This window comes from Flagellimonas halotolerans, from assembly GCF_035818535.1.
GTDB classification, from domain to species: Bacteria; Bacteroidota; Bacteroidia; order Flavobacteriales; family Flavobacteriaceae; genus Flagellimonas; species Flagellimonas halotolerans.
In genome coordinates this window covers 16,384-36,030 of record NZ_JAYKYV010000018.1, presented here as the reverse complement: position 1 = coordinate 36,030, position 19,647 = coordinate 16,384, and the positions used below count along the sequence as shown (strand labels likewise).

Here is a 19,647-nt window from a genome sequence, read left to right as displayed (position 1 = left end):
ACTATCCAATCCGAGCTTTGGCATTTAACTTTCCAACCAAACTCGTGGCCACTTTGGTATCAAATTTCTTTTTCCTGTATTTGCTGATAGGCTGTATGCCCACAATGGAATTGGTGATAAACAGTTCATCCACTTTTTGAAGTTCGAAAGGGGAAATGGATGCTTCTACCAAATCAAGTTCCTCGGTACCGGCGATGATTTTCATAAGGTTTTTTCGGATAATGCCATCCAAGCAACCATCGCTCAAAGGCGGTGTTTTTATCTCCTTGCCCTTCACTGAAAAAAGGTTTCCATTTATAGCCTCGACCACCTTTTTGTCGGTATTGACCAATAAACAGTTGGCATACCCATTTTCTTGGGCATAAACTCCTGCCACCACATTCAATATTTTGTTAGTGGATTTTAGATTGGAGAGCATGTCCTTGTTTACATAATAATCCTTGAACAATTCAACCTCGTAGTCTCCCTCTTCAATAATGTAAAAAGGGGACTCCATAGGGCTGGTCTCAATAAGGTAGGAAACATCATTGGTGCTTGGGGTATACAAGCCTCCCTCGTTTCTAAAAACCGTTAAGCGAACGCGAACCGCACCATTTTCCTGTGCGTTGGCTTTAATGGTATTCTTAATTTCCTCCTCCAAAAACTCCAAGGTAAATTCCATAGGAATTTCCATACGCAGGATACGCATGGAAGCCATTAACCTAAAGTAGTGATCTTCCCAAAAAAAAAGGGTTCCGTTCACATAACGAACCGTTTCAAAAAGGGCATCGCCATATTTGAGGGCTCTGTTGTTGTGGGTGAAAATTGCCTTGTCTTCCGCTAAAAGTGCTCCGTTATAATTGACCATAAAAAAGTCCCGAATTTTATCGGGACCAAAGATACGGTTTAGTTGAGAATCGGACTAGGTAGATCCAAGGACCTGTTTAAGGTCGGATACTTGGTTTTCCCACAGCATTTTAGATTCATCTACTTCGTCTTCCTCTGCAAAATCTGTTATAAATAGGGATACATCCTTTGTAATCTCATCAACTATTATACGCATTTCAAAAAAGGAATCATCCTCACTTTCTTCCCATGCCAATTTCACAAATTCCTCACTTTTACGCTTGAGCATTTTTGCTCTCTCTTCTGCACCATCCCAAATAAATGTGAACATTTCCCCACGGGAATTAACATTGTCGGCATACCATTCAGATAGTCCCGAGGGTGTGGAAATATATTGGTAAAGCAACTGAGGTGAAGCCTGGATCACAAACTCCAGTTCAAATTTAACCTTATCACTCATTGTCGTGTTCTTTAAATCGTTTTTCAACTTTAGTATAGTTTGGGAAGATATAAAAATAAATGTCAAATAATAAATTAATCCTGAATTTTGATTCAGCGAAAATTTAAACATATATTTGCACCCGCTTAGCAAAACCATGGCGAGGTAGCTCAGCTGGTTAGAGCGTCGGATTCATAACCCGGAGGCCGGGGGTTCAAGTCCCCCTCTCGCTACAAATTTCAAAGTCATTTAACTGTATTTCAGTTGGATGACTTTCTTTTTTTTTCCAATACTCTTTTTTTCCTAACTTCATCCATTTAAACCAACCTTGTAATGAATTACTTCAAAAAGTTAGGAACGGCCAATCTGTTGATGCTAATTTTATGCGCATTGATCATTTTTGTAGCAGAATACTTGTTCCTTAGTGGAAATCCCAAACATGGCCTATTTGTTGGCCTTTGGGCACCGACCCTTTTAGGGGTCATGATTTACTTAAAACTTGTGGACAATGACAGCAAATGATATCGTTTTATGGTTTTCCGTTGTTGTTATTGTACTTGTTGCTGTTTGGGCCATACTTATGATACGGGCTTATAACAAGGCTAGCGATAGGAAATAAAGGTGTTGGGGGTAACCAGTGTTAATTTATCTTGGACAGTATAATTGTTCCGATTATCCTTAATTTAAGCCTATCATGAAAAACACCATCTCCGAGCGCATTGCCGATTTTCTAAAAAACTATCCTCCTTTCAACGCTATGGAGGCAAAACAACTGGAGCAGTTGTCCGTAGAAGTGGTAATTGTCCATAAGGAAACCAATACCCTCGTGTTTTCACAGAATGAAAGTCCACACGCCCATTTTTATGTGGTAAACAAAGGTGCTGTGGCATTGTCCAAAGCTGGGTCCAGTCAAATTTTGGATATATGTGACGAAGGTGATGTTTTTGGACTTCGCCCCCTTTTGGCCAACGAAAGCTACAAATTGGAGGCAAAAGCTTATGAAGAGACCATTCTCTACGCCATTCCCATCAAGGATTTTAAGCCCTTGGCACTCGAAAACAAGCGTATCGGAAATTTTTTGATCGAAAGCTTTGCTTCCAATACAGGCAACCCCTACTCTATTAAACATCGTGGAAAATTGTATGGTGCCAGTAGCGATTCCAATCAATACTCTAGTGATAAAATATTGGATCTACAGCCCATAAAATATTCCACGGATTTAATCACTTGCAAAAAAGGCACAAAAATAAAGACCATAGCCAACAAAATGACCAAGCACAACGTGAGCAGTATTTTGGTGGAAAAGGATAACCTGCCCGTTGGTATCATAACCGATAAGGACATTCGCAAAAAAGTAGCCACGGGACTCTTTCCCATCACCGCTTCGGCGAAAAAAATCATGTCCTCCCCCATTATCACCTATCCTAAAGGGCTTACGTTGGCACAATCGCAAATGGCCATGATGAAGAGCAATATCAGTCACTTGGTGCTTACGGAAGATGGCACTACTGATACAAAATCAGTTGGAATCTTATCCAAACATGATATTATGGTGGCGGTCGGAAACAATCCTGCTGTGCTGATGCGAGCCATTAAAAGAGCAACCAGTGCCAAAAGACTGCGGGGTATTCGCCATGGCATCATGAATTTATTACAAGGGTATTTAGATCAAAATATACCTTTGGGATTGGTATCCAAAATAATTTCCGAACTCAATGATGCATCAACCAAGCAGGCAATACAAATTGCCTTGACCAAAATGGAAGAAGAACCTCCCGTAAAATTTGCGTGGCTCAGTATGGGTAGCCAGGGGCGTGGTGAGCAATTGTTGAACACCGACCAAGACAATGCCATTATTTTTGAAGATGTTTCCGAAGAACAGTTGGAATCTACCCGAAAATATTTTTTAAAACTGGGTGAACGCATTTCCAAAGGGCTGAACACCATCGGTTTTGAGTATTGCCCAGCCGATATGATGGCTTTTAATCCCTCCTGGTGTCATAGTTTGAATGAATGGAAAGAGGTTACCTCCCATTGGATTCATAATCCAGGCCCGGACGAGATACTGTTGTCATCCATCTTTTTTGATTATAATGTAACCTACGGCGATAAATCACTCGCGGATGAGCTTTCCATAAGTATTTTTGACCAAGCCAACCATTATCCGCAATTCTTTACCCATTTGGCCAGTGGTGCCTTGCAAAATCCTTCGCCATCAGGTTTTTTTAGGGATTTTTTGGTGGAACAGGATGGAGCACACAAAGATTTTTTTGATTTAAAATTACGTGTCCTTATGCCCATTATTGATGCCGCTAGGGTACTTATATTGTCACATTCCATCAAATCCATAAACAACACTGCTGAGCGTTACGAAAAGTTGGCAGAACTGGAACCGAACAACAAAGAACTTTACCTTGCGTGTTCCTATGCCAGCAAAGCTTTGCTCAAGTTCAGAACAAGACAGGGGCTGTTGCACAACGATTCGGGTCGGTATATTGCTTTGGATAAATTGAACAAGGAGGAGAAAATCAAACTAAAGCGAACTTTTAAAACGGTAAAAGAGATCCAATCTTTGATTGAGGTAAGGTTCCAGGTAAAAAATATGTTGCGCTGATGTGGCCCTTTTCCAAAAAGAAACCTTTGGAACTTCCCGATTTTTGGTGGGAGTACGAGGAGCATTTCAAAGAAAAGCTTCCAGATGATATCCATGCAAATACTTTTGTGGTGCTGGATACGGAAACAACAGGCTTTAGCTTAATCAAAGACCGAATGTTGTGTATTGGTGCTTTAAAATTATTGGACAACAATATAGTGGTAAAAGATAGTTTTGAAATATACGTTCAGCAGGAACACTATGATTCGGAAAGTGCTGAAATTCATGGGATTTTAAAGAAAAGTAAAAAGGACAGCATCTCGGAGCTTGATGCCTTAAAGCAGTTTCTGGTTTATGCCAAAAATCATATTTTGGTGGGGCACCATGTTATGTTTGATGTGAACATGATCAACGCTGCCCTAAAAAGAAATGGGCTGCCCAAGCTCAAAAACAAAACTTTGGATACCGAATCACTCTACATCAGAACATTGTTGGTATCTACCGTAGTTCAAAAAAAAGAAAGATACTCCCTTGATGATTTGGCCAAAAAGTTCAGTATTTCACGAAAGGATAGGCATACGGCTTTGGGCGATGCCTTTATCACTGCCATTGCATTTTTAAGAATTGTAGAAAAATTGAAGCCCAAAAAAACAAAGGATCTCCTTAAAAAATAAGAAGACCCTTTTTATTTAGAATTCATTTAAAGGCTTTCCTTTATAATGTTGTCCACCACTTCTGGATTCAACAAGGTTGAAGTGTCCCCCAAATTACTGGTGTCTTTGGAAGCAATCTTTCTAAGGATTCTCCTCATGATCTTGCCACTTCGTGTTTTGGGCAGTCCTTCGGTAAACTGGATTTTATCCAGTTTGGCAATCGGTCCAATATGTTCGGTAATCAATTGATTGATTTCCTTTTTCAGGTTATCACGGTTACGGGTTTCCCCGGTTTCTTTTAAAATAATGTACCCATACAAGGCATTTCCTTTAATCTCGTGCGGGAATCCAACAATTGCAGATTCTGCTACGGCCGGGTGCTCGTTAATGGCGTCTTCAATCGGTGCGGTACCCAAATTATGACCGGAGACAATGATGACATCATCTACCCTACCGGTAATTCGGTAATAACCGACCTCATCTCTCAAAGCTCCATCCCCTGTGAAATACTTTCCTTCGAAAGCTGAGAAATACGTGTCTTTATAACGCTGGTGATTGCCCCAAATGGTTCTGGCGATGGATGGCCATGGGTATTTGATGCACAATCTTCCATCTACTTGGTTCCCTTTGATTTCCTCACCATTTTCATCCATTAGCGCAGGTTGAATTCCCGGCATGGGCAAGGTGGCGTATGTTGGCTTTGTGGGTGTGGAAAATGGTATGGGAGAAATTAAGATACCCCCTGTTTCAGTTTGCCACCACGTATCCACAATAGGGCATTTTTTCTCACCCACATGGTCGTTGTACCAATGCCATGCCTCCTCGTTGATAGGTTCTCCAACAGTTCCCAAAACCTTCAAGCTGGAGAGGTCGTGATTGGTAACAAAGTCCAAGTTTTCCTTGGCCAAGGCCCTAATTGCCGTAGGAGCAGTATAAAACTGGTTTACTTTGTGTTTTTCCACTACATCCCAGAATCGTCCAAAATCTGGGTAAGACGGTACCCCTTCAAACATTACCGTAGTCGCTCCATTGGCCAATGGCCCATACACAATGTAAGAGTGTCCCGTAATCCAACCAATATCTGCCGTACACCAATACACATCTTCTTCGCGGTATTGGAATACGTTTTTAAAGGTATATGCGGTATAAACCATATATCCCCCGGTGGTATGCACCATTCCTTTGGGGCGGCCTGTTGAACCCGAGGTGTATAAAATAAACAATGGATGTTCGGCATCCACAATTTCGGGGACACAATCCGAATATGCCTTATCCAAAAGTGGCTGAATCCAGATATCGCGCCCTTCTTTCATAGTTACTTCACCACCCGTACGCTTGGTTACCAGTACGGTCTCAACATCTGGACAACTTTCCAAAGCTTCGTCCACAATGGATTTTAAGTCGATAACCTTGGTTCCCCTAAAAGAACCGTCGGAAGTAAGTACCATTTTGGCACCACAATCATTGATCCTGGTTGCCAGTGCCGTTGATGAAAATCCTGCAAAAACAATGGAGTGAATGGCTCCGATTCGAGCACAGGCCAAAAGTGCAATGGCCAAATCAGGAATCATAGGCAAATAAATAACTACCCTGTCCCCTTTTTCAACACCTTTTTCCTTAAGCACATTGGCATACTTACAAACGCGTTCGTGAAGTTGGCTGTATGTAATATGTTCTGCTTCTTCATTAGGGTCATTGGGTTCAAAAAGGATGGCTGTTTTATCACCTCGAATCCTTAAATGGCGGTCAATACAGTTTTCGGTAATGTTCAGCTTGGCTCCTTTAAACCAACTGATCTCTGGCTTGGTAAAGTCCCATTCCAAAACTGAATCCCATTTTTTACGCCAGTGAAAGTGTTCTTCGGCTATTTCTTCCCAAAATCCTTCGGGGTTTCTAACGGATTTGCGATAGACTTGAAAATATTCTTCCAAATGTTTGATGTGGTAGTTACTCATTGGGTTTGATAAATTTTTATGCGGCTTAAAAATAGGAAAAAGAGTGCAATTTCAGAGTCATTTCAATGATCTATTGCCTCACCTGCTTGGTTGGGAACGCGGATGTTCTCAACAATTTCTTGTACCTCTTCGGGCGGCTCGGCGGTAAAGCGGTTCACTACGATGGCAACGATAAAATTGACCAGCATGGCTATGCTTCCAAAACCTTCGGGCGAAACGCCAAACCACCAACTTTCCTGTAGGCCAGCGACAGCTTCTTTTCCTCCTTCAAAAATTCCGAATTTGAATTTCAGCATGTAGAAAAGCATTAGACAAAGACCCACGACCATTCCGGAAATGGCGCCTTTACTATTCATTTTTTTATAGAAAATCCCTAAAATAATGGCCGGGAAGAACGATGCCGCAGCAAGACCGAAAGCCAGGGCAACCACAGCCGCCACAAAGCCTGGCGGATTGATACCGAAATACCCCGCAACAACAACGGCAAGGGCTGCAGAAATCCGAGCTGCCCAAAGTTCTCCTTTTTCCGAAAGGTCCGGTTTAAGTACGTTCTTGATCAAATCGTGGGAAACCGAGGAGGAAATCACCAATAACAGTCCTGCTGCGGTAGATAAAGCTGCTGCCAGTCCACCAGCGGCAATCAAACCAATAACCCATGCGGGTAAATTGGCTATCTCAGGGTTGGCCAATACCATAATATCCCGATCAACCGTCAATTCGTTTACTTCTGGCGAGGCAACATACTGAATCTTACCATCTCCATTTTTATCTTCATGGGCTATCAATCCTGTTTTTTCCCATCGGTTGAACCATTCAGGCATATTGGCATATTCTTTACCGCTAACGGTTTCAATGAGATTTGTTCTTGCAAATACGGCAACTGCCGGTGCTGTGGTATACAAAATAGCGATAAACAACAGGGCCAAACCTGCCGATTTTCTGGCATCGCGCACTCTTTTTACGGTAAAAAAGCGAACAATTACGTGAGGTAATCCTGCAGTGCCCACCATTAAAGCCAAGGTAATGGCAAACACATCAATCGTACTTTTTGAACCATCGGTATAGGCTGCAAAACCGAGTTCTTCAGATAAACCGTCCAATTTATCCAAAAGATAAGTTCCAGAACCATCGGATAAGGTATCGCCAAAACCAAGTTGTGGAATTGGGTTTCCTGTCATCTGAATGGAAATAAAAATGGCGGGCACCATAAAGGCGAATATCAAAACGCAATATTGTGCCACTTGGGTATAGGTGATCCCCTTCATTCCACCGAGTACGGCATAGAACAGCACAATTACCATTCCGATAACAACACCTGTATTGATATCAACTTCCAAATATCGTGAAAACACAATGCCTACACCTCGCATTTGGCCGGCCACATAGGTAAAGGAAACGATAAGGGCACAGATGACCGCCACAACACGGGCTGTTTTGGAATAGTAACGCTCTCCGATAAAATCGGGCACCGTGAACTTTCCAAATTTCCTCAGGTAGGGTGCCAACAGCAGTGCCAAAAGCACATAGCCACCTGTCCATCCCATTAAATACACGGCACCATCATACCCTGCAAAAGAAATAATTCCTGCCATGGAAATAAAAGAGGCCGCTGACATCCAATCCGCTGCCGTAGCCATACCGTTGGCCAATGGGGAAACCCCTCCACCAGCTACGTAAAATTCTTTTGTTGAACCGGCTCTAGACCAGATGGCAATCCCTATATAAAGTCCAAAGGATAGTGCGACCAGTACATAGGTCCAAATTTGTACATCACTCATTAGTTGTGGTTTTATTCAGTTGGTTGATTTATTCCTCGTCGTAGCCGTATTTCTTGTCCAATCTGTTCATTAGGCGTACGTAGACAAAAATGAGGATGACAAACACATAGATGGCTCCTTGCTGTGCGAACCAAAATCCGAGTTTAAATCCGCCCATACGAATGTTGTTCAAAGCATCTTTAAAAAGGATTCCTGCTCCGTAGGAAACCAGAAACCATATCATCAAAAGAATGACCAAGTATCTTAGGTTCTCTTTCCAATAGGCGGTGGCCTTTTTTTGTTTTTCTGACATGTTATATTGGTTGGTTTAGTTATTCAAAATTGTGCGGTATGAATATATCAAATTAGATTCAACAATTATGAATGAACAAGCAACAAAAAAAAGGGAATTCACAGAAATCCCTTTTGATTATTGGTTAGATAACAAGTATTTGGCGGTTATTTTGACAAATATGCTTTTACATTTGTTAAGATTCGTTCCTGAAAATTGGTAACATCTGCTTTCACAAAAGTATCTCCTGTAATATTCTCAAAAAGCTCAATGTATCGGTTGGAAACCGACTCAATATACTCGTCCGACATTTCGGGAACCGATTGCCCTTCCAAGCCTTGAAAACCATTGGAAATAAGCCATTGTCTCACAAATTCCTTGGACAATTGTTTTTGGGGTTCGCCTTTGGCTTGGCGCTCATCGTACCCATCGGCATAAAAATATCGTGATGAATCGGGGGTATGGATTTCATCGATCAATACGATTTTCCCGTCTTTGGTCTTACCGAATTCATATTTGGTATCCACCAAAATAAGTCCCCTTTTAGCCGCTATTTCGGTTCCGCGTTGAAAAAGGGCCCGTGTATATTTTTCCAAGACCTCGTAATCCTCTTTGGAAACAATACCTCGCTTTAAAATATCTTCTTTGGAAATGTCTTCATCATGATCTCCTTTTTCGGCTTTGGTTGCTGGGGTGATGATGGGTTCCGGAAACTTATCGTTCTCCTTCATCCCTTCGGACATTGGAACACCGCATAACAATCTTTTTCCTGCTTTGTATTCACGGGCAGCGTGGCCGGACATATATCCTCTGATTACCATTTCCACTTTAAATGGTTCACAAGCTTTGCCCACAGTGACGTTGGGGTCGGGAGTCGCCATCAACCAGTTGGGAACTATATCCGCTGTGGCCTCCATCATTTTGGTGGCTATTTGATTCAATATTTGACCTTTATAAGGAATTCCCTTTGGCATTACCACATCAAAGGCGGACAAACGGTCCGTGGCCACCATCACCAAAATATCATCTTCCAAGGTATAAACCTCTCTTACTTTTCCTTTATAAACAGATTGTTGCCCAGGAAAATTGAAATCCGTGGACATTAGCGTATTCATTCCCATATTTATGTTAGAATTGATTCTGGTGCTCTATATTTTGATAGGCATCAATCACCTTTTTCACCAATTTGTGTCGGATCACATCTTTATCGTCCAAATAAATAATACTGATGCCATCCACATTCTTCAAAATAAGCAAAGCTTCTTTAAGCCCTGATATTACCCTTCTTGGCAAATCAATCTGCCCTGGATCGCCCGTTAATAAAAACTTGGCATTCTTGCCCATCCGGGTCAGGAACATCTTCATTTGAGCATGGGTAGTATTCTGTGCCTCGTCCAAGATTACAAAAGCATTGTCCAACGTTCTACCGCGCATAAAGGCCATCGGAGCAATTTGTATGGTACCGTCCTCAATGTATTTTTCCAATTTTTCAGCAGGAATCATATCCCTAAGGGCATCGTACAAAGGTTGCATGTACGGGTCCAGTTTTTCCTTAAGGTCGCCCGGCAGAAAACCAAGGTTCTCTCCTGCCTCTACCGCAGGACGCGTTAAGATTATGCGCCTTACCTGCTTTTCTTTTAAGGCTTTTACGGCCAAAGCTACTCCTGTATAGGTTTTTCCCGTTCCCGCAGGGCCAATGGCAAAGACCATATCATCCGTTTTGCAGGCATCTACCAAACGTCGTTGGTTAGCGGTCTGGGCTTTTATCAACCTGCCGCTCACCCCATGTACCAAAACATCTCCACTGCTTGAAGATGAGGTATAATCGGCTTTGCTGGTACTGGTGAGTATCCGCTCGATCATGTTCTCATCCAGCTTGTTGTATTTGGCAAACTGACTGGTCAACTCATCGAAGCGCTTATCAAACTCTTCCAAAAGTTCTTCATCGCCGAATACCTTTATCTTGTTCCCCCGTGCCACAATCTTAAGCTTTGGAAAATATTTTTTCAGCAGCTCAATATTGGCATTTTGTTGCCCAAAAAATTCTTGGGGGCTAATCTCCGTAAGTTCAATTACAAGTTCGTTCAAAAATTGTGAGGTGTTACAGTTGTTTTTGAAGAATTTTATTCTTTCTTTTTTGACTAATTTTACAAACAAACTTAACTAAAAATCAATTTGAACACGGAAAAACATATCAACAGTATTGCATGGCCATAATAACCTTGACTACAGATTTTGGATATAAGGACCACTTTGTGGGTGCTGTGAAAGGGGCAATACTGAGCAATCTCCCCGATATTTCCGTTGTTGATATTTCACATGCTATCAGTCCTTTTAACATTCAGGAATGTGCCTATATCCTTAAAAATGCCTACCAATCGTTCCCAAAGGGAACGGTCCATATAGTTGGGGTCGATTCGGAAATTTCGCCAGAAAACGAGCATATTGTAGTGCAGGTGGACAGGCACTATTTTGTAAGTGCCAATAGCGGGGTTATTTCCTTGATAACTTCTGAAGTGGAACCCGAAAAAGTCGTGGAAATCAATATACCCAATGCCGAATCCGGTTCGTTTCCCGTTCTTAACATATTTGTTCAAGTAGCCTGCCATATTGCGCGTGGCGGTAAGTTGGAGGTAATTGGCAAACCTTTGGAACGTTTGAAAGAGCTACGTGATTTTGAACCACGAATCAGCAACGAAGGCAAAACCATTACAGGTAACGTTATATATATTGATAACTACGGAAACGTGGTCACAAATATTCAGAAAAGCCTGTTTGAAGCTTACCGAAGCGGGCGTGATTTTGAAATCATTGCACGGACCACCAAAATACGGCAAGTGCATCAAAGCTATAATGGCATCATCAATTATAATTTAGAGCGAAACCAACGCAAAGGTCCGGGCGATGCCTTGGCCCTGTTCAACTCTGCGGGTTACATAGAGCTTGCCATTTACAAAAGTGATCTGAATTCCGTTGGGGGGGCTTCCTCCCTGCTTGGACTGAATTACAGGGATACCGTAACCATAAATTTCCTGTAAATGTTGATACGCATTGTAAAACTGACTTTTAAACCCGAAAATATTGCTAGTTTTGAGCGAATCTTTGAAGAATCGAAAAATGGCATCTTGGCTTTTGAAGGATGTAATATGGTAGAGTTATATCAAGACATTACTAATTCCAATATATTTTTCACCTATAGTTTTTGGGATACGGAATCGCATCTGGAAAATTATAGAAATTCCGATTTCTTCAAAAGGGTGTGGAGCAATACAAAAAAATTGTTCTCCGGTAAGCCCGAAGCTTGGAGTGTTCATAAAATTCAATCAACAAACCCATCTTAATGTTCGCAATTTTTAAGAGAGAGGTACGGTCCTTTTTTACATCGCCCATCGGTTATTTAATCGTAGGTTCGTTTTTACTGCTCAATGGACTTTTTCTGTGGGTGTTCAAGGGCGAATACAACATTTTTGATTACGGCTTTGCCGATTTGAGCAACTTCTTTTTACTGGCTCCTTGGATTTTTATCTTTTTGGTGCCCGCCATTACCATGAAAAGTTTTTCCGAAGAGCGTAAAATGGGCACTCTCGAATTATTGTTGATCAAACCCATCTCTATCTGGAAATTGGTTGTCGGTAAATTTTGGGGAGCCTTCCTTTTGTGTGTCATTGCCGTGGTTCCGACCATAGTATATGTTTTTGCCATCTCAGGATTGGGCATGGTAGAGGGCAATTACGACCTCGGGGTGGTATTGGGCTCTTACTTTGGATTGCTATTTTTGATGGCTTGCTATACCTCCATCGGGATATTTGCTTCTACGCTGTCGGATAATCAAATCATTGCTTTTTTAGTTGGGGTCTTGGTCTGTTTTCTGATTTTTAATGGATTTGATGCAGCTTCTTCCTTGTTTTCGAACGGAGAAACCCAACAAACCATTCAAGAATTGGGGGCAAAATCGCATTTTGATAGCATTGCAAGAGGCGTGATAGATACCCGAGATTTGGTCTACTTTATCTCATTGACATTATTGTTTTTGTATCTCACTTTTCAACGTTTAAAACAATTGCCAAGGTAATGGGGGAGTTTTTTGTATCCATAGTAAAAGTGATTGTGGCCGTGGTGGTCATCAACCTATTGGCCAGTTTTGTGTACACCCGTTTTGACCTTACCGAAGATAAAAGATATACCATTTCTGAGCCTGCCGTAGCGGTGGCTCAAAAATTTGAAACACCCGTTATTGTGGATGTGTTGTTGGATGGCAACATTCCTGCAGAGTTCTCTAAACTCAAAACGGAAACCATTCAATTATTGGAATCCTTCGGGTCAAAAAACAGCAACATCAAGTATAATTTGGTGGACCCTTTGGAGGACAGCGAAGATCTAGAAGAAACGATTGCCCAATTGCAAAGCTTGGGGTTACAGCCCGCCAATGTTACCGTAGAGGAAAACGGAAAGGTTTCCAATGAGCTGGTTTTCCCTTGGGCCATGGTCAATTACAACGACCAGACCGTAAAAGTACCATTGCTGAAGAATAAATTGGGCTCTACGGCAGAGGAGCGCATCAACAATTCGGTACAACAATTGGAATATGCCTTTGCAGATGCCTTTACCAAACTCAGCATTGAAGAGAAAAAGAGCATTGCCGTCATCAAAGGAAATGGCGAACTGGATGATATTTTTATTGCGGATTACTTGACCACCATTCGTGATTATTACAACATTGGCGCCATTACGTTAGATTCAGTGTCCAGCGATCCGCAAAACGTTTTTAATCAACTCAAAGGGTTTGATTTGGCCATCATTGCAAAGCCAACGGAGGCATTTACCGACCAAGAAAAATATGTGATGGACCAATATATGGTTCAAGGAGGTAAATCCATTTGGATGATGGACCAAGTAAATATGGAAATGGACAGCATTTATGCTGGCGGTGGAAAAGCCATTGCTGTTCCCAGAGATTTGAATTTAAAGGATATGTTCTTTAAATACGGGGTTAGAATCAATCCTGTTTTGGTGAACGACCTTTATTTCACTCAAATAGTTTTGGCTACGGGCGAAGGAAACGATTCGCAATACAATCCCTTACCCTGGTTTTATTACCCCATGGTTTTTTCGCAGAACAATCATCCCATCAACACAAATATTGAGGCGGTACGATTTCAGTTTGCCAGCCCTATGGACGTTTTGGAAAACGATTATGAGAAGACAATCCTGTTGCAGAGTTCTCCGCTTTCCAAAACCGATGGAATACCCAGAGTTGTGAGTTTGGATATGATCAACCAACAGCCCGATCGAGAATTATATAACAACGGAAAACAACCGTTGGCCGTTTTGATCGAGGGCAATTTCACATCCATGTACCAGAACAGGGTAAAACCATTGAAGCTACAAAACACGATGGAAGAAGGCCCCGAAAACAAAATGATCGTAATTTCGGATGGGGACATCATCAAAAACCAATTACGCAAAGGCAGACCCTTGGAATTGGGTTACGATAAATGGACCAACAGCTTTTATGGCAACAAGGAATTCTTGGTGAACAGCACAAATTACCTATTAGACAATAGTGGGCTTATTAACATTCGGAACAAGAAAGTGTCCATCCCGCTCTTGGATGTCAAAAAAATAGCAGAACACAAAACCAAGTGGCAGCTTGTAAACATTGGATTGCCAGTTGTTTTAACCTTGTTGTTCGGCTTGTTTTTCAGCTACTACAGAAAGCGTAAGTTTACCGCCTAACTGTTGATAAATTTGTTTCTCTGCTAAATCCATTTGGGATATATTTGTTTTTATTGATTTTATATGCCCTTTTTGAAAGGAAATCTGCTAAAAGAGCAACTATACTAAAGTATTTCGTTGATGAAATTTATTGTATCCAGTACATATTTATTGAAACAGCTTCAGGTTTTGGGAGGAGTTATCAACAATAGCAACACCTTGCCCATCCTGGACAATTTTTTGTTCGACCTTAAAGAAAGTAAATTGACCGTTTCCGCATCGGACTTGGAAACTACCATGAGTACCGTTTTGGAAGTGGATTCCGATTCGGAAGGTACCATTGCCGTGCCAGCACGTTTGTTGTTGGATACCCTAAAAACATTCCCGGAACAACCTTTGACTTTTGTTGTTGAGGACAACAACACGGTAGAAATCAGTTCCAACCACGGTAAATATGCTTTGGCGTATGCCGATGGAGCGGAATTCCCTAAAGCGGTCGAAGTCTCTAATCCGAGCTCCACTACCCTATTGGGCGATATTTTGGCTACAGCCATCAACAAAACCATTTTCGCTGCAGGAAATGATGATCTTCGCCCAGTAATGAGCGGGGTGTTTTTCCAGTTCTCTCCAGAGAATCTGACTTTTGTGGCCACAGATGCCCATAAATTGGTGAAATACCAGCGACAAGATGTAACTGCTTCCGAAGTGGCGGAATTCATCATGCCCAAAAAACCATTGACATTGTTAAAGGGTATTTTGGCAGGTTCCGAATCCGAAGTGACCATAGAGTACAATGACAGCAATGCCAAGTTCTATTTTGACAACACTGAATTGATATGTCGGTTGATAGATGGCAAATACCCGAACTACGAAGCGGTGATTCCGAAGGAAAACCCAAACAAGTTGACCATAGCGAGAAATCAATTTTTGAGCTCGGTAAGAAGGGTTTCCATTTTCTCTAACAAGACCACGCACCAGATACGTTTAAAGGTTGCCGGTGCCGAACTTAATATTTCTGCTGAGGATGTGGATTACAGCAACAAGGCAGAGGAAAGATTATCGTGTTCTTATCAAGGTGACGATATGCAAATTGGTTTCAACTCCAGATTTTTATTGGAAATGCTGAACAATTTGTCCTCTGATGAAGTTTCTTTGGAAATGAGTTTACCCAACAGGGCAGGTATTCTTACCCCTATCGACGGTTTGGATGAAGGCGAACATGTGACCATGTTGGTGATGCCCGTGATGCTGAATAACTAGGTAAATTCTTACAAAATTCCTTAAAAATCAAGGGGTTACCTCTACTTTCATACTATTAATCGACTAATTTGCTCGTTTATCGTTTAAAAGATTTAAGATTATCCTATTTGCATAATTTTAACAAATCTTTATTTAAACCTTAAACTATTGAATATGAAAAAATTAACACTAGCTATTCTTGCGATATTCGCATTAATCTTTTTTGCTTGTGATGTAGAGCCTGCAGGTGAAAACTTGGAGGCTATAGCAGGAAAAAGCAACCTCAAAGCCCCAAAAAACAATAACTCTATTGAATTTGATTTTTCTGAAGAATGTCTTAAGTCAGAAGCCATTCTTTATGCAGGACAAAACATTGAAGTAGGGAAAGTGACCGTATCCGAAGCTGAGGGAAACTATTTAATCACCTATGAAATTACAAATGATGAATGGTGTATTACTGAAACCCACTTATCTGTGGTAAATGCGCCCGAAGAGTTTCCAATCACCAATGCCGGAAATCCTAAAAATGGAGATTTTGAGTACTCTGATGATTTCGAGTGTGAAAAAACTATTACGTATGAGGTGCCTGTCGAAAAAGGGCCCTACATTGCTGCACATGCAGTTGTGGAATGCGTCTCGAACTCACCTGAAACCATTGTAGCCAATCTACCGGAAACTATAGAGTTTTGTACTATTGATCAAGGACCAGATGCCTATCTTAACATTACAATAGGTGATGGCTTGCTCTCTGGATTATACGGCGCTTGGTGTATTGATAACGACTCCCCTATCCAACTAAATAATTGTTATACCGCAGATGTTTATTCTTTAAATGAAGAACTTCCTGATGGTGCTTTTGAATATCCAGAAAATTTTGATTTAGTCAATTGGTTATTGAATCAAAATGTTGTTGGTGAACTGAGTCCATCCAGTGGGGAAGCCTATACTTACGGAGATTTACAATTTGCTATTTGGAAACTTTTGGATGACATTGAAGATGAATCCTGTGAAGAGTGTAGCCTTGGGTCATTTACCCCTGACCACGTTGATGAATTGGCAGCACTAGCTCAAGATAATGGAGTTGATTTTACTCCCGAATGTGGTGATGTAACAGGCGTTATTTTATTCCCTGAAGCAGTTCAACCATTAATTATCCCTATATCTTTGGAGTGCAGCCCTTGTGAAGAAACAGCTTGGGCTGATGGATGTGATTTCCCTGGAAACAACTGGGCTACATATTTTGAGTATACAAATTAATAAAGTCGTAATTAGACAAAAAAAGGGGCATTTTATAATAAAATGCCCCTTTCTTAATAGCAAACTTTCTTTGATTGTCAAACCAAATTGATAGCTAATCTCTTTATGGGAATTCCTAAAATCAAAAGCCATAGTTTTTATTTTGACTTTTTTGAAAAAGGTAGAGTACCTGAATTTTATGATAAAATAGACGGCATTCCTAAAGTATATTTCCAAAATAATAATTCTTTAGAAAACCAAAAAAAACATGTACATGTTGTCAATTGCATTCCACCATTTTTATTAAATAATGAAGGTAATTTTAAAGACTCATACCTTAGTTTTACAAAAACATACCGTTTAGGATACGCCATGTACCTCTCTGAATTTACATCCTCACGTGAATATTTGAGAGTTCAACTAGGTAAAAAAAAATTCAAAAACCTTCGACAGGATTATCAAAGACTTCAGCGCGACCATAACGTTTATTCAAAAATATTTTATGGTAAAATTGATAAAAAAACTTACAGTTTACTTTTTGAAAAACTCGAAGAGTTCATCAAAAATCGATTTGACAAACTAGACAAAAACCATTTTGCATTGACCAAGTGGTCATTTTATAAAAAAACTGTTTTTGAAAAAATTAAAGAACGTAAAGCATCCTTCCTTGTACTTTATAAAAACTCTATACCAATAGGAATATCCCTTAGTTACCACTATGGGAATATAATGTTTGCTGCTGTAGCTTCTTTTGACAACCATTACCATAAGTATAGCTTGGGCAAGCAAATGTTTGCAAAACAATTAGAATGGTGTTTTGAAAATAATGTTCAATTATTGGATACTGGATGGGGAGAGTTTGACTATAAAATCAAGTTTTCCAATGCCGTATACAAGTATCATACACAAACATTATATTATAAATACAATTTAGCAAATAAGACTATAGCGTTTTTCATAAGTTGGGCATTAATGTTAAAGAACATGGCATCAATCTTAGTTTATTTAAAATTTAAAAGTCCAAAAACATATTTTAAAGATAGGCTTTCCAAACTAGATGAATTTCAGGTTATACATCCTTAAAATTAATTTTTTCTAATGAATTGAATCGTCATAAAATGCGATGGAGATTCGCCATTTGCAGCCTTGACCGCATTAACAATAGGCAGTATAAACCCAAGGATTCCCGCTCCTATCAAGCCCAGTATTCCCAAGCCCAAAAGAAGGATGGCAGGAATACTAATGATGATGTAAAGTATCAGACTAATCTGAAAATTGATAATGGCCTTTCCATGCTCGTTCATTCCTTCCACCTTGTCTTTTGAGGACAACCAAATGATTAAGGGTATAATCAGGCTTCCAAATCCTGTAACATACGATAAAAGTTGTGTAAGATGAGTCACGGCCAACAAGGTATTGTCCGTTCTAACTGCTTTTTGATTGATGACTTCCATTTTTTGATTTTGATGATTCACTTTATAAGTATACAAATCACTAAAAATGTTACAAACACCAGCTAATTTGTACTTTTGCATCCATGTCGTACACAGATAATATTGTAGCCTTGGCAACAGCCTCGGGAACAGGGGCCATTGCCGTAATTCGGGTTTCAGGACCAGATGCCATAACCTTGGTGGATACTCTTTTTAAATCAATCAGGGGGAAAAAACTGGCCCAACAAAAAAGCCATACCATTCATTTGGGCCATATTGTGGACCAAGAAAGGATTTTGGACGAAGCTCTTGTTTCTATTTTTAAAGGACCACACTCTTATACCGGTGAAAATGTTGTGGAGATTTCCTGCCACGGATCCCCTTTTATCCAACAACAGATTATTCAGCTTTTGTTGAGAAATGGTTGTCGTTCAGCATCGCCAGGAGAATTTACGCTAAAGGCATTCTTAAACGGTAAAATGGACCTGAGTCAGGCTGAAGCTGTGGCGGATTTAATTGCAAGTGATAGTGAAGCGGCACACGATATTGCCATGCAGCAGATGCGCGGTGGATTCAGTAATGAAATCCAAGAACTGCGGCAAGAACTGCTGAACTTTGCTTCGCTTATTGAACTGGAACTCGATTTTTCCCAGGAAGACGTGGAGTTTGCCGATAGAACCCAATTCAACAAACTGCTCAACCGAATCAGTGAGGTGCTAAAAAAACTGATTGATTCCTTCGCACTCGGAAACGTGATAAAAAATGGAATCCCCGTAGCCATTGTGGGTCAACCGAATGTGGGGAAATCAACCTTGCTCAATGTACTGCTCAATGAAGAAAGGGCTATTGTTAGTGAAATTGCGGGAACGACAAGAGATACGGTCGAGGATCATATAAGTATAAAAGGCATCAATTTTAGGTTTATTGATACGGCAGGAATCCGCGAAACCGTGGATGTGGTCGAGAAAATAGGGATTGAGCGAACTTTTGACAAAATTGAAAAGGCTAGGCTCATTATTTACCTATTTGATGGAATGGATTTTGACAAAACGGAATTGGAACAAATTCAGACTCGATATCCCAATAAACAGTTGTTGCCTATTTGTAATAAAATGGATCTTTTAAATCTAAGTCAAAAGGAAAAAATCCAATCAGAAATACCGGATGTGCTCTTCCTTTCCGCAAAGCATAAAGGAGGTATTTCTGAACTGGAAAGTAGGCTACTTGCTTTGGTGGATTCAGGAGCATTGAGTGGCGACACCACAATCATCACCAATAGCAGGCACTACGATGCGTTGTTGAAGGCTTTGGAAGAAATTCAAAAGGTCAAAGAAGGGTTGGATATGGAACTGTCCAGCGATTTGATGGCCATCGACATCCGTCAAGCCCTTTATCACTTGGGAGAAATTACAGGAAGCGTCACCACAGATGATTTATTAGGCAATATTTTTTCTAACTTCTGTATCGGAAAGTAATTTCAATTTTAATTAGGCTTAAGAAAAAAGTAGAA

The 19,647-nt window shown here is 40.6% G+C and carries 19 protein-coding genes and 1 tRNA gene; 12 read left to right on the top strand and 8 right to left on the bottom strand.

Going from position 1 to position 19,647, the window contains the following annotated elements; genetic code table 11:
- Position 1 precedes the first annotated feature (1 nt).
- Both VM932_RS15405 and VM932_RS15400 read right to left on the bottom strand, forming a co-directional pair.
- Positions 2–847: an aminotransferase class IV gene (locus tag VM932_RS15405; RefSeq protein WP_326279961.1), complete on the bottom strand. Its 846-nt coding sequence runs from the start codon at positions 845–847 to the stop codon at positions 2–4.
- 54 nt (positions 848–901) lie between these two features.
- Positions 902–1,285: an START-like domain-containing protein gene (locus tag VM932_RS15400; protein WP_326279958.1), complete on the bottom strand. Its 384-nt coding sequence runs from the start codon at positions 1,283–1,285 to the stop codon at positions 902–904.
- Between the two features lie 138 nt (positions 1,286–1,423).
- Between VM932_RS15400 and VM932_RS15395 the strand changes: the two genes are divergently transcribed.
- The 4 genes from VM932_RS15395 (at position 1,424) to VM932_RS15380 (ending at position 4,531) form a co-directional block, all read left to right on the top strand.
- Positions 1,424–1,497, top strand: a tRNA-Met gene (locus VM932_RS15395).
- Positions 1,498–1,597: 100 nt separating this feature from the next.
- Positions 1,598–1,786, top strand: coding sequence for a hypothetical protein (locus VM932_RS15390; RefSeq protein ID WP_326279956.1), 189 nt, complete (start codon positions 1,598–1,600; stop codon positions 1,784–1,786).
- A 172-nt stretch (positions 1,787–1,958) separates the two neighbouring features.
- Positions 1,959–3,878: a DUF294 nucleotidyltransferase-like domain-containing protein gene (locus VM932_RS15385; RefSeq protein WP_326279954.1), complete on the top strand. Its 1,920-nt coding sequence runs from the start codon at positions 1,959–1,961 to the stop codon at positions 3,876–3,878.
- 26 nt (positions 3,879–3,904) lie between these two features.
- On the top strand, positions 3,905–4,531 hold the full coding sequence (locus tag VM932_RS15380) for a 3'-5' exonuclease (protein WP_326279953.1): 627 nt from the start codon (positions 3,905–3,907) through the stop codon (positions 4,529–4,531).
- 26 nt (positions 4,532–4,557) lie between these two features.
- Here VM932_RS15380 and acs read toward each other — a convergent pair whose 3' ends face one another.
- The 5 genes from acs to VM932_RS15355 form a co-directional block, all read right to left on the bottom strand.
- Positions 4,558–6,465 carry an acetate--CoA ligase gene (gene acs, locus VM932_RS15375; RefSeq protein ID WP_326279951.1) on the bottom strand — a complete coding sequence of 636 codons (1,908 nt, stop codon included), beginning with the start codon at positions 6,463–6,465 and terminating at the stop codon, positions 4,558–4,560.
- 62 nt (positions 6,466–6,527) lie between these two features.
- Complete coding sequence (locus VM932_RS15370) at positions 6,528–8,243, bottom strand: sodium:solute symporter family protein (protein WP_326279949.1); 1,716 nt, start codon at positions 8,241–8,243, stop codon at positions 6,528–6,530.
- A gap of 28 nt (positions 8,244–8,271) precedes the next feature.
- Positions 8,272–8,535, bottom strand: coding sequence for a DUF4212 domain-containing protein (locus VM932_RS15365; RefSeq protein ID WP_326279947.1), 264 nt, complete (start codon positions 8,533–8,535; stop codon positions 8,272–8,274).
- A gap of 146 nt (positions 8,536–8,681) precedes the next feature.
- On the bottom strand, positions 8,682–9,629 hold the full coding sequence (locus VM932_RS15360; protein WP_326279946.1) for a phosphoribosylaminoimidazolesuccinocarboxamide synthase: 948 nt from the start codon (positions 9,627–9,629) through the stop codon (positions 8,682–8,684).
- A 13-nt stretch (positions 9,630–9,642) separates the two neighbouring features.
- The gene (locus VM932_RS15355; RefSeq protein WP_326279944.1) at positions 9,643–10,602 is read right to left on the bottom strand and encodes a PhoH family protein; all 960 of its coding nucleotides are present in this window, start codon (positions 10,600–10,602) and stop codon (positions 9,643–9,645) included.
- A gap of 119 nt (positions 10,603–10,721) precedes the next feature.
- Between VM932_RS15355 and VM932_RS15350 the strand changes: the two genes are divergently transcribed.
- From VM932_RS15350 to VM932_RS15320, 7 genes are all read left to right on the top strand, one after another.
- Positions 10,722–11,552 carry an SAM hydrolase/SAM-dependent halogenase family protein gene (locus VM932_RS15350; protein WP_326279942.1) on the top strand — a complete coding sequence of 277 codons (831 nt, stop codon included), beginning with the start codon at positions 10,722–10,724 and terminating at the stop codon, positions 11,550–11,552.
- Positions 11,553–11,855 carry a putative quinol monooxygenase gene (locus VM932_RS15345; RefSeq protein ID WP_326279940.1) on the top strand — a complete coding sequence of 101 codons (303 nt, stop codon included), beginning with the start codon at positions 11,553–11,555 and terminating at the stop codon, positions 11,853–11,855. It abuts the gene before it with no gap.
- Entirely contained in the window at positions 11,855–12,586 is a 732-nt protein-coding gene (gene gldF, locus VM932_RS15340) for a gliding motility-associated ABC transporter permease subunit GldF (RefSeq protein WP_326279939.1), read from the top strand. The genes VM932_RS15345 and gldF overlap by 1 nt, the downstream gene beginning before the upstream one ends.
- A complete protein-coding gene (gldG, locus tag VM932_RS15335) occupies positions 12,586–14,250 on the top strand; it encodes a gliding motility-associated ABC transporter substrate-binding protein GldG (protein WP_326279937.1) in 1,665 nt (554 codons plus the stop codon). The genes gldF and gldG overlap by 1 nt, the downstream gene beginning before the upstream one ends.
- Positions 14,251–14,370: 120 nt before the next feature.
- The gene (dnaN, locus tag VM932_RS15330; RefSeq protein WP_326279935.1) at positions 14,371–15,489 is read left to right on the top strand and encodes a DNA polymerase III subunit beta; all 1,119 of its coding nucleotides are present in this window, start codon (positions 14,371–14,373) and stop codon (positions 15,487–15,489) included.
- Between the two features lie 153 nt (positions 15,490–15,642).
- Complete coding sequence (locus tag VM932_RS15325; protein ID WP_326279933.1) at positions 15,643–16,725, top strand: hypothetical protein; 1,083 nt, start codon at positions 15,643–15,645, stop codon at positions 16,723–16,725.
- An 87-nt stretch (positions 16,726–16,812) separates the two neighbouring features.
- Positions 16,813–17,787, top strand: coding sequence for a GNAT family N-acetyltransferase (locus VM932_RS15320; RefSeq protein WP_326279931.1), 975 nt, complete (start codon positions 16,813–16,815; stop codon positions 17,785–17,787).
- A gap of 2 nt (positions 17,788–17,789) precedes the next feature.
- On the opposite strand, the gene VM932_RS15315 is transcribed toward VM932_RS15320, so the two are convergent.
- Positions 17,790–18,158, bottom strand: coding sequence for a DUF4870 domain-containing protein (locus VM932_RS15315; protein ID WP_326279929.1), 369 nt, complete (start codon positions 18,156–18,158; stop codon positions 17,790–17,792).
- Positions 18,159–18,241: 83 nt separating this feature from the next.
- Here VM932_RS15315 and mnmE point away from each other — a divergent pair, with 83 nt between their 5' ends.
- Positions 18,242–19,612 (top strand): tRNA uridine-5-carboxymethylaminomethyl(34) synthesis GTPase MnmE, encoded by a 1,371-nt coding sequence (gene mnmE / locus VM932_RS15310; protein WP_326279927.1) that lies wholly within the window; start codon positions 18,242–18,244, stop codon positions 19,610–19,612.
- Positions 19,613–19,647 lie beyond the last annotated feature (35 nt).